The organism is Deferrivibrio essentukiensis, from assembly GCF_020480685.1.
Classification (GTDB): domain Bacteria; phylum Chrysiogenota; class Deferribacteres; order Deferribacterales; family Deferrivibrionaceae; genus Deferrivibrio; species Deferrivibrio essentukiensis.
The window spans coordinates 1-12,157 of record NZ_JAJAFU010000016.1 but is presented as its reverse complement, the minus strand read 5'-3'; the positions used below and the strand labels follow the sequence as shown (position 1 = coordinate 12,157).

Below are 12,157 nucleotides of genomic sequence, written 5' to 3'. Positions count from 1 at the left end.
ATTAAAATATTTGTTATAGAAAATTGCTTGCTATTTCCTGTTATACAATATTTGTTAATACTTAATGCAAAAATAGAGGATTAAAATTTTGTTTAAATAGCAAACATTATATTAGAGCAAATTAGAAAATAAAAAAGCTTGCCTAAATCTAAAAGATACCAAAAACAGTTTGATGTCGGGTAAACCCCACTTGCTAAAAGTTATAATTTATCTTATATTTGTAAAAAGATTATATTGCCATAAATGTTTCGGAGACGATTATGAAAAAGCTCCCAATCGGAATACAAACATTCAGTGAAATAATTGAAGGAAACTACGTTTATATCGATAAGACTGAAGAAGCTTATAAGCTAATTCAAGAATACAAATATGTATTTCTATCCCGCCCCCGCAGATTTGGTAAGTCATTATTTCTTGATACATTAAAAGAATTATTTGAAGGGAACAAAAAGCTTTTTGAAGGTCTGTATATTTATGACAAGTGGAATTGGAATGAAAAATACCCGGTAATAAAGATAAGCTGGGCTGGTAATTTCCAAACGCTTGAAGGTTTAAAGCAAGTTGCTTTTGATGTGTTTAAAACAAATCAAGAGAGTTTAGGCGTCATCTGTGATAATGTAAACGATCCTGCAAGCTGCTTTAGAGATTTAATCCATAGAGCATACAAAAAATATAACCAAAAGGTAGTAATTTTAATAGACGAATATGACAAACCTATTCTTGATGTGATAGAAAATATTGAACAGGCTAAGATAAATAGAGAGTTTATCAAGGGTTTGTATTCTATAATCAAAGATAACGATGCCTATATCAAATTTGCATTTTTGACAGGCGTGAGCAAATTTTCCAAGGCATCTATTTTTAGCGGGCTCAATATGCTCACGGATATCTCCCTCAATCCGAAGTATGGCAATATCTGCGGCTATACCCAAAAAGATATAGAAACCTCATTTTTACCTTATTTTAAAGATGTGGATTTGGAGAAGGTAAAAAAATGGTATAATGGATATAATTTTTTAAAAGATAATGTGTATAATCCGTTTGATATTTTGCAATTTATCAGTAATGAATTTGTATTTGATAATTATTGGTTTGAAAGCGGCACACCATCTTTTTTGATTAAACTCATAAAAGAGAGAAATTATTTTTTACCGAGTTTAACTAATCTGATATTAGATAAAAAAATACTTTCCAGCTTTGATATAGAAAATATTGATTTGGAAGTGATTTTGTATCAGTCGGGTTATTTGACGATTGAGAAGATGATAGAAGATGAATTGCTTAGCTCAATAGAGTACAAGCTAAAGATACCAAACCTTGAAGTCCAAATATCGTTGAATGATTATATTATAAATTATCTGTTTAAAGGTGATAATAGACTAAAAAGTCCCCTAATCAAGTCTCTTTATTATGAAAAGTTAGAAGATTTTAAAGTAGCGTTGACTTCACTGTTTGCCTCAATCCCTTACAATAATTTTACAAAAAATAACCTTAATTTATACGAAGGTTTTTATGCCAGCGTGATTTATGCATATCTTGCATCCCTTGGGATAAATATAATCGGTGAAGATATTACAAATAAGGGCAGAATAGATTTGACACTTTTTGTGGGGGATAAGATTTATATCTTAGAGTTTAAGGTTGACGGGCAACAAGGTGAAGCTTTAAGGCAAATCAAAGAAAGAAATTATGCCGAAAAATATTTAAATGAAGGCAAACAAATCTATCTTATTGGCATCGAATTTAGCTCTGAACAAAAGAATGTAATAAATTTTGAGTGGGAAAGGGTATAAATGGTATGTTCTACGTTCTATGTTCAACGTTCTACGTTAGAACGTTACAACTTTAAAACGTAAACCGAAACTCGAATCACGAGTTACAAATTACTGTCAAACAACAGACCAGTCATCACTTTGACATTTTTTGACAATTTAAGTGTCTATATTATTATCTAAATCAATAGATGCTGACTGCATAATGCTAAAAAACATCTTAGCTTTTATGGTTTATTTAAATTAATCAATAGTGATTTGATTTGTCTGAAAATTGTAAGAGCTGAAACATATAAAAATAATAATTAATTGGTATTAAGTAATAATAATCGGGGCGACTGGATTTGAACCAATTTTTAGCATGTTTTTGTGTCAATTTAAATATGTTTATATAGCATATAATTCATTGATAATTAATAAATTATAAAGTTATTAGAATTAATTTAAATTGATAAAAATAAATAAATTTTGCAGAAAATTGTCAGAAAACTGTCAGAATTTTTTTGTTTTTCCATATGATATAATAAGACTAAAATTAAAGGGGCATTAATGTTAGAGAAAACAGCAGTAACAGATGAGCCATTATTTCCTTTCTGGTTAAGTACTGAGAAATATAGTTTAATGGCAAATGATAATGATAGTGAAATTAAGCTATGGAGATTAGTGAAATTAAAAGAAGTACCATACCCAGAATGGTTTAAAAACAGACTTGTAAAGCTGTTTAAGATTTATGGTTTTAAAGAGCCATTAAATCAAATTTATGTGCCATTCTATTTAAAGGGGTTTGGTGGTAAAATGGTAGAAGGTGAAGCAGATTATAGTGGGGTGGATTGGACAAAAGCTTATACGTGGTTTTTTGTACATATGCTTGTGAACTTCACTAAATATGGTTTACCTGAAAATTCTGATGAGTTTCGTGTTTTATATGATAAACTACGTGAGAAGGAGTTAATAAGTAGTTATCGCCCAGCTTATTTAAAAGATTTTGATAAGAGGCTGTAATATGTGGTTATTTACTAAAAATGGATATTATAGCATAGTACAAGATGATTATTGTAAGGATGACGAAGTAGTCATTAGGGCAAGGGTAGAGCATAAGCCACTAAATGAAATAGAATAAGCAAAAATATAATATATTTAAAGAGCGATAGCAATGAAAATAATTGAATGGAATTGTAGGGGAGCATTTAGAAATAAAAATAAGAAAATACTTTCATTAGCCCCAGATATTTTAGTTGTTCCAGAGTGTGAAAACGGAGAAAAACTGAAATTCGGTAAATTAACACCTAAACCAAATGACTTTTTCTGGTATGGTGACAATCCAAACAAAGGGGTTGGCATTTTTTCATATTCTGACTATAATTTTGAATTAATTAAAGAATTTAATCCTAAATATAAATATATAATCCCACTGAAAGTAACTGGTAAAAATACTTCTTTTATTCTATTTGCAATCTGGGCAATGAATAATAAAGAAAATAAAAGAGAAAGTTATATTGGGCAGATATGGCTTGCAATTAATTACTATGAAAACCTTTTATCAAATAAAAATATAATCTTGATAGGGGATTTTAACAGTAATAAAAAATGGGACAGTAAGCCTAGAGTTGGAAACCATACAGATGTTGTGAATAAACTAAAAGAGAAAAACATTTACAGTTTATATCATAAAAAAACAGGGATAGAACATGGTGATGAAATTCATCCCACTTTTTATATGCATCATAAAACTGAAAAGAGATACCATATTGACTATTGTTTTGCTTCAGAAGAAATAATTAATAGAGGATTTGATTTATCTATTGGAGAAGCAAACGAGTGGACTAAACTAAGCGATCACGTTCCTTTTATTATTGAAATAAATACCGGTACATAAAAAGTAGTATTCATAATTTCGTGTCATTTTAGTTACCTTTGAATACTTTAATACATGTTTAAATATTTGCCGAACCTTCCCTCAAAAAATATATATGATTGAGATAGGGTAAGGCTCCAATTTCGTATTGTCATTAACACTATAAACCATCATTTAGAATATTGTAAATTTTCACGATAATTGGCGGGAGGGAGTTATCCTAAATTTAATAAGTATATGTTTAATATAAAATAATGTCAGAAACATGATGTATTAATTGTCCGTAAAAGTAGACAAAAAAATAAAAGAATTTTTAATGAAATTGAAAAGAAGTAAGGTATAATTAGGTTAACAAATTCATAAAAATTTGACTTTTAATGATATAATATCGTCAAAAAAGGAGATTTTATAATATGAGAATCCTTCATACATCTGATTGGCACATAGGCCGCACTCTTTATGGTAAAAAAAGATATGAAGAGTTTGAGGCTTTTTTGAATTGGTTATCTGATGTGATTCAGCAAAATAAAATAGATGTGTTACTTGTGGCAGGGGATGTTTTTGATACCAGTACTCCAAGTAACCGCGCACAGGAGTTGTATTATCGATTTTTATGTCGGGTAGTTGCCTCATCTTGCAGACATGTTGTTATTGTCGCTGGTAATCATGATTCGCCATCATTTCTTAATGCCCCAAAGGAACTACTCAAAGCACTTAATATTTATGTAATAGGGAGCACTACAGAATCATTAGAGGAACAAGTATTAGTGCTCAAAGATGATCAAAATAATCCTGAATTAATTGTTTGTGCCGTACCTTATCTCCGTGACAGAGATATTAGGGTAGCTGAAGCAGGAGAAAGTATAGAGGATAAAGAGCGGAAATTAATTGAAGGTATTCGTAATCATTACGCAGCAGTTGCTGACTTAGCAGAGCAGAGACGTAAGGAAATTGGTGCAAATATTCCAATTATTGGCATGGGACATTTGTTTACTGCAGGCGGGCAAACCGTTGATGGTGATGGAGTGCGAGAGCTTTATATTGGCTCTCTTGCACATGTTAAAGCTGAAATTTTTCCATCTTGTTTTAACTATCTTGCTCTTGGACATCTCCATGTCCCACAAAAGGTTAATAATAATGAATTTATGAGATATAGCGGTTCTCCTCTTCCAATGGGCTTTGGAGAGTCAAAGCAGCAGAAAAGTATTTGCCAGGTAGAATTTACAACCACAGATGCATCTGTAAAACTTATAAAAGTGCCTGTTTTTCAAAAGCTTGAGCAGGTGAGGGGAGATTGGAAAGAAATTAAAGAACGAATACTTGAGTTGTCAGCAATTAACTCTAATGCCTGGTTAGAGGTGATTTATGAGGGTGATGAGGTTATTTCTGACCTGCGGGAGCGAATGGAATCTTTTATTTCTGATACTGAAATAGAAATTCTCAGAATAAAAAATAATAAAATTGCCGATAGAATGCTGAGACAAATGAATGAAGAAGAAACCCTTGAAGAGTTGAACGTATATGAAGTTTTCCAGCGCTGCCTTGATGCCCATAATATACCTGAAGAACAGCGACCTGAGCTAACTAATGCTTATCAAGAAATACTATTATCTCTCTACGAAGATGACGTTCAAGCAGAATAAGGAGATTATCAATGATAATACAGCAGATAAGATTTAAAAATTTAAACTCATTAGTAGGTGAATGGAAAATAGATTTGACACATCCTTCTTATACTTCTGATGGTATTTTTGCAATTACCGGGCCTACTGGTGCAGGTAAGACTACTATCCTTGATGCTATATGCCTTGCACTTTATGGGCGGACTCCTCGATTAAACAAAATCACTAAAAGTAGCAATGAAATTATGTCTCGTCTGACAGGCGAATGCTTTGCCGAAGTGACTTTTGAAACTCAAGCTGGCCGATACCGTTGTCACTGGAGCCAACACCGTGGGTACAAAAAACCTGATGGTGAACTTCAGGCTCCGAAACATGAAATTGTAGATGCAGACACAGGCAAAGTCGTTGAATCAAAGATTAAAAATGTAGCCGAACAGATAGAATCAGTTACAGGTATGGACTTTTACCAATTTACTCGTTCAATGTTACTTGCTCAGGGAGGATTTGCTGCATTCCTACAAGCGGCACCGGATGAGCGTGCACCTATTTTAGAACAGATAACAGGTACAGAGATTTATAGTCGTATATCTATCCTTGTCCATGAACGTCAGAAAGAAGAAAGGGAAAAGCTAAACTTACTTCAGGCTGAAACAGCAGGAATTAAGATTCTTGAACCGGAAGAGGAAGAGGAAATCCGACAAACTCTTGAAAAAAGACAAAAGGAAGAAACTGAGCTTGTAAGTAAATATGCTGATACCGGGAAAGCTATAACCTGGCTTACTAACATTAATGGGCTGAAAAAAGAAATTTCAATTTTAGCAGAAGAAGCAAGTAAACTGCAGGCAGGTATTGAGGCATTTAAACCGGACAATGAAAGATTGGATAGAGCTTTAAAAGCTGCTAAATTTGACGGTAAATATGCAACTCTAACAGCTACTCGCAAACAGCAGGAAAATGACAAAACAGCATTGAAAAATGAAGAACTTTCTCTACCTGAGCTGGAAGTCTCTACCAAAAAACAGGCAGAAGTATTGCAATTGGCAGAACAAAAAACTGCAAAAGCGAGGGAAAATCTTAAGGCTACCTTACCTATATTACAGAAAGTTCGTATCCTTGACCAGAAAATTACTGACCTGAATAAAGCTGTATTGGAAGAAGATAAAGGATGTAAAAAGACTGCTAACAGTATTGATACAGCGAGAAAAAAACTTATTAAATTACAGGAAGAAAAGTCTAAGGCTCATAAGGAACTGGACATTGTAGACAATTACCTTAAAGAACATGCACATGACGAATGGTTGATAGGTGGGTTTGCCGGTGTAGAAGAGCAACTGAAAGGCCTGTTATCCAAACAAAATGAAATAGCTATAAAAGAGAAAGATAAAAAAACGGCTAAAAATGTTTTTGAAGTAGCAACAAAATCATTTGTCGATTGTCAGAAAAAATCCAATACTTGTAAGAAAGAATTAGAAAACGCCCAAAATCAGCTTAAGCAAAAGAGAGATGCGTTGAACAAATTATTGGATGGTAGGTTATTGAGAGAGTATCGTGCTGAGAAAGAAGCTCTTCTTAGGGAAGTAGCATATTTGAAAAAAATTGAAGAATTGGAAAGTTACCGTTTGAAACTGGAAGATGGTAAGCCATGTCCTCTTTGTGGTGCCACAGAACATCCCTTTGCAAAAGGCAATATTCCTGTCCCTGATGAAACAGAAAAGAAGATTCAAGAATTAGATATTCTGATTGAAAAAGCTGAGGCTCTTGAAACTTCTATAAAAAAGCTTGAAGAGGCTGAGAGTATTGCACGCCAAAATATGACAGAAGCTGAAAAACTTGAATTATCAGCCGTTAATGAAAAGAACGTCGCAGAAAAAACATTTAAAATAGCACAAGAAGAATTATTAAAACTCAGAGCAGATTTTGATAAACGAAGACAAGATATCGTTAGTAAATTACAGCCCCTTGGTATTGCTGATATTAATGATGCTGACATCTCTTCTTTGATAAAAAACCTCAAAAAACGTCTTAGCGAGTGGCAAACTCAGGTCAATAAAAAAACAGACATAGAAAAGCAAATTTCCAATATTGATAGTGAAATAAAGCAGCTTGATGCTGTTATAAAAACTCAAAATGAAGAGTTGAGCGAAAAACTTGGACGTCTGGAAGCATTAAAAAAAGACCTTACTTCTATTAGAGAAGAGCGTAATAGTCTTTATGGCGATAAAAATCCTGATGATGAAGAGCAGTTTTTAAATAAAGCTATTGCAGATGCGGAAAGCACAGAAAAACAGATGAGAGAGGAGTATAGTACTCTCTTACAAAAATTAAACACTACAAAATCTCACATAGATTCTCTTAAGAAAAATATTGCGCAACGAGAGCCTGAATTAGGAAAGCTTGAAACAGAATTTTTTGAGGCAATTAAATCTGAGGGATTTTTAAATGAGGAAGAACTATTAGCAGCTATGCTGCCATATGAAGTTAGGGATGAATTATCTGCTAAAGCAAAAGAGCTAAATGAACGTCAAACGGAAATAAAGACAAAACAAAAAGACAGGCAAGATAGACTTTCTCAAGAAATTAAACGAAAAATTACTGATAAGCCTTTGGAAGAACTTGAGCTACAATTTAAAGAGCAAGAAGAATCTTTAAAAGAGATACGGAATATTATTGCCGCTATAAAACATCAATTAAATGAAAATAAAGCTGCAAAAATCCGTGTGAAGGAAAAACAGGCAGCTATAGATGCTCAGAAAAAAGAATGTATTCGTTGGGAAAATTTACATCTACTAATTGGCTCTGCAGATGGTAAAAAGTATCGTAATTTTGCACAGGGTTTGACCTTTGAGATTATGATTACCCATGCCAATAAGCAATTGCAAAAAATGACTGACCGATATTTATTAACTCGAAATGATGCGCAACCTTTAGAGCTAAATGTAGTTGATAATTATCAGGCAGGGGAGATTCGCTCCACAAAAAATCTGTCAGGTGGAGAAAGTTTTATAGTCAGTCTTGCCTTAGCACTTGGACTTTCAAATATGGCCAGTAAAAATGTCAGAGTAGATTCTTTATTTTTAGATGAGGGTTTTGGTGCTTTAGATGAAGAAGCTCTTGATATTGCTCTTGAGACTCTTGCCGGTTTGCAGCAAGAAGGCAAAATAATAGGTGTCATTTCACATGTGCAGGCATTAAAAGAGCGAATTAGTACACAGATTCAAGTAACACCTTTAACTGGTGGCAGAAGCAAGATATCTGGGCCTGGATGCAGTAAATTAGGAGCTGTGTAATTATAAAAAAACATAAATTGTGTAGAAAATTGGGTAACGAGTATGTTATAATTTTCATGATAAATTTTGCTGTTTGAAAACTGAATAAGTGTTGAGTGATAAGTAAAACATATTGCAGAGATTGTTTTATTAAAATTTCAAAAATTCAAGTTGATTTTGGATTTTTGCAATTTTTAATGGTTGTTGTTAAGTATCAGTAAGTTATAGAAAAAGTTAGATTAATAGAACACGAATTTTTTAGTTCTTATTTATCAATAGGTTATAAAATAGGGTATCAAAATTTACAAAGTAGAAAAATTGATACCCCCCCTTCTTTAAATTTAGCCTTGCAAGTATCTGAAAATATGGTATTAAAAAGGGGTGCTATTGGAATCATTGACCTGACTTGAAGGGATTACGACTTGGCGTAGCAACCGCCGTTTGCATCTTTACCGGGCTCATTGGAATCATTGACCTGACTTGAAGGGATTACGACTTTGCATCTTTACCGGGCTCCCAGTCCCGGTAATCTTATTGGAATCATTGACCTGACTTGAAGGGATTACGACTGGTTACTATTTTACCACAGAGTTTCTCCATCTGAGGGATTGGAATCATTGACCTGACTTGAAGGGATTACGACAAATTAATAACTACCATAACTACCTCCATTCTATTTAATTGGAATCATTGACCTGACTTGAAGGGATTACGACACCTCCTTCAAAGTCCATACTTCATCGGGAGCATCACACTATTGGAATCATTGACCTGACTTGAAGGGATTACGACCCATTACTCTTTAACATTTCAATCCCAGCTTGAACATTAATTGGAATCATTGACCTGACTTGAAGGGATTACGACATAATAACCTCCTATAAATTATATTTTTTATTCTAACAGATTGGAATCATTGACCTGACTTGAAGGGATTACGACACTTTATAGCCCGCTGACTTGTATAATTCAGTAAGGGAATTGGAATCATTGACCTGACTTGAAGGGATTTAATTTTGAATGTTGAAGTATGGATTATGAATTATGAATTTTTTTATAAAGGTTTTAGAGACTTAGTACTTAATACTTAACGCTATTTTCTGACCTGACTTCCAGCAAGCTTGGAATAGAAACATCAGGACTTTGTATAAATAATGTTAAATTTTGAAATGTAGAATGATGAATTATTTGTTTTACATTTTTGTAATATTGAGCTTATCACTCAACACTTAATTTTGACCTTTAAGAACCTGATAGTTAAATAATTACATCTAAACGTTGGGGATAAAGATGGTTTTATTGACAGATTAAAAAACCATGGTAAAATTATCTTAGGATTAACAATGGTGCATAAGAATATTAGTTATAGAATGTAAGAGTGTTTAATTTTTTTTGTGATACTAATATGTGGGCTATGTTATGCCTAAAAATTTAAAATTGAAAAGGAATTTGAATATGTGTTTTTTACTAAAAAAGTATGTTAATGGATTAAAAACTATTTATTATATGCTGATTAGATTCTTTATAGGTAATTTATGTCAATAAAGGGTAAAATACTGCCTAAGTTTTACGATATATTAATTAAGCCATTGATAAGCATTTTAAGAGTATTAGGATATATTTTATTTTTCTTAGTTTTACTTCTTTTTGGTTATGTGTCTATAAATTTTAGTGATATAGGAGCTTTTGGTTTTATATTGATAACAGCATTACTAATTTTATATCAATTTGTTCAGATATATACAAATTCAAGAAGGCTTCTAAGTATATATTTTAGGGAAGGAAGCTTTTTAAATAGATTTTTCAATAAAAAATCATTTTTAGTGGTTTTATTAGCTATTTTTGCGTCTATAGTTTTAGCAATTACAACATATGGTATTGCAGCACTAATGATTAAGGAAAACCCCTTACTCTTTATCTTTTCTACATCTATTTCTATTGCTGTAATAAATATTCTTTATAGATTTAGAAGAAGAACGAAGATGATTGATGATAATTTAGCTGGGCAACTTGCCGATTATGTTATCACCCTATTAGAGGTGTTTTTATTTACTTTTATAACAAATATAATATTAACTGTAATATATACTTACCATGATTATAATCTGTTTTTTATTAATGATGTTAATTTAAATAATTTTTCTGATCATGCTCTTAAAAACGCTATACCTAAAGCTGAAGCTAATAACATATCAAGAAAAATGTTCAACATTTTTATTTTATTGGATTATTTCAAACAAGCAATTAGCTTTACAATAATAGATGCTTTTTTTGAAAGAGAGCAGCTAAGATCTAGTTTCTTAGTGGTAGTTATTTTTATTTTAGATTTTATAAAATATTTCAGTTTTTCCATGGGTTTAGTTTTAATTGTTAAAGGATTACATAGAGTAGCTTTATTTGTAGTGCAACTTTTTTCTAAATTGGTAGGATTCTTAGTACAAATAAGTAAAATTCATAAAAAAGTGTCAAATAAAATAAAAGTTGAGGAGAGTAAAAATGGTTCATAAAAAGTTATTATTGTCTCTATTAATTGTTTTATCACTTTTTTTGTTCAATGGTTGTGATACTTACAAAAAATATAAATCGGCTAAAGAAAAAATCGATTATTTAGAAGCTCAATTAGCTGAGAAAGAAGCGGAAATTTCTAATTTGTACTCCAGGATATATCAACTAGAAGAGGAAAATAGAAAACTCAATGAATTATTAAAACATCATGAAAAAAATATAAAGAAAATGTTTGATTAAGCTTTTAAAGAATTAATACCATTAATAGCTTGTTGATCAATAAACCATTAAATTCTATATTGATTATTCATCAACATAATATTTGAATATTTCTTTTTCAATTATTGATTTTAAAGTATTCTATTGCTTGTTTAAGTCGTATGGCTGCATTAGATAATGCAAAAGAATATACAATAAAATTAGCTATAAAAAAGATAATTTTTAATAAAACATTATCAAATGGTTTGATCATAAAGGCTACACCATAAATAACTGAAATAATAATTAGTATTGATGATATTAACTTACCTTTAAAATATGGTTCTAATGTTATCATATTGGGTCCTCTTAAAATCTAACTTTTTCTATAATCGAACTTAGTATAATCATATTATATTTTTTTCAAAAATTCTACTTAAACTAAAAAAGATATGAAGATTTATAACAAAGACTCCATTATGCTTCTAAAAATATTACCATAGATAAATATGAAATTTGAAGTATATGTTTATATCAACAAAGAACTAAATTGGAAAATAAAGCCAAATTATAGTGCAATAGTATAAATAGCTCCAAGAAATTGTAATAAAGAAAATAGCAAACAGATTATCCATGTGTAGAATAAACATATAATTCAGTTTCTATTTATACTAATAGATATGAGAACATTAGAGTAGCAAACTGCAAAAAGGATTACTAAAAATTGAGGTGCATTGCATATTTAGTGCTCATTATTTAAATTACTTTATTTGACTGTCAAAGATAAATTAAAAAAATGTCAAAAATTTAACTGTAACTTAATATTTACTTTTCAAGAAGGGATTAACAGGCTTATATAGAGTTAATATCATAAAACAAAATAGGGATTTACACAAATAACGTTACAGGGTCGGTCAATTTGTCTAATTTATTAATTGT

The 12,157-nt window shown here is 31.3% G+C and carries 8 protein-coding genes and 1 CRISPR repeat array; of the genes, 7 read left to right on the top strand and 1 reads right to left on the bottom strand.

What is annotated here, in order from left to right:
* The first annotated feature begins 260 nt into the window (after window positions 1-260).
* The 7 genes from LF845_RS08330 to LF845_RS08300 all read left to right on the top strand — a co-directional run bounded on the left by LF845_RS08330 (window position 261) and on the right by LF845_RS08300 (window position 11,260).
* Complete coding sequence (locus LF845_RS08330) at window positions 261-1,793, top strand: ATP-binding protein (RefSeq protein WP_242820554.1); 1,533 nt, start codon at window positions 261-263, stop codon at window positions 1,791-1,793.
* Between the two features lie 528 nt (window positions 1,794-2,321).
* Window positions 2,322-2,774 (top strand): hypothetical protein, encoded by a 453-nt coding sequence (locus LF845_RS08325; RefSeq protein WP_242820553.1) that lies wholly within the window; start codon window positions 2,322-2,324, stop codon window positions 2,772-2,774.
* A 151-nt stretch (window positions 2,775-2,925) separates the two neighbouring features.
* Window positions 2,926-3,648, top strand: a complete 723-nt coding sequence (locus LF845_RS08320) for an endonuclease/exonuclease/phosphatase family protein (RefSeq protein ID WP_242820552.1) — start codon at window positions 2,926-2,928, stop codon at window positions 3,646-3,648.
* Window positions 3,649-4,040: 392 nt separating this feature from the next.
* Window positions 4,041-5,270, top strand: a complete 1,230-nt coding sequence (locus tag LF845_RS08315; protein ID WP_242820551.1) for an exonuclease SbcCD subunit D C-terminal domain-containing protein — start codon at window positions 4,041-4,043, stop codon at window positions 5,268-5,270.
* Between the two features lie 11 nt (window positions 5,271-5,281).
* A complete protein-coding gene (locus tag LF845_RS08310) occupies window positions 5,282-8,536 on the top strand; it encodes an AAA family ATPase (RefSeq protein ID WP_242820550.1) in 3,255 nt (1,084 codons plus the stop codon).
* Between the two features lie 365 nt (window positions 8,537-8,901).
* Window positions 8,902-9,531: a CRISPR direct-repeat array (repeat unit 36 nt; unit sequence ATTGGAATCATTGACCTGACTTGAAGGGATTACGAC).
* A 519-nt stretch (window positions 9,532-10,050) separates the two neighbouring features.
* Entirely contained in the window at window positions 10,051-11,022 is a 972-nt protein-coding gene (locus LF845_RS08305) for a hypothetical protein (protein ID WP_242820549.1), read from the top strand.
* Window positions 11,012-11,260, top strand: coding sequence for an NFACT family protein (locus LF845_RS08300; protein WP_242820548.1), 249 nt, complete (start codon window positions 11,012-11,014; stop codon window positions 11,258-11,260). The genes LF845_RS08305 and LF845_RS08300 overlap by 11 nt, the downstream gene beginning before the upstream one ends.
* Window positions 11,261-11,357: 97 nt before the next feature.
* Here LF845_RS08300 and LF845_RS08295 read toward each other — a convergent pair whose 3' ends face one another.
* On the bottom strand, window positions 11,358-11,576 hold the full coding sequence (locus tag LF845_RS08295; RefSeq protein WP_242820547.1) for a hypothetical protein: 219 nt from the start codon (window positions 11,574-11,576) through the stop codon (window positions 11,358-11,360).
* Window positions 11,577-12,157 lie beyond the last annotated feature (581 nt).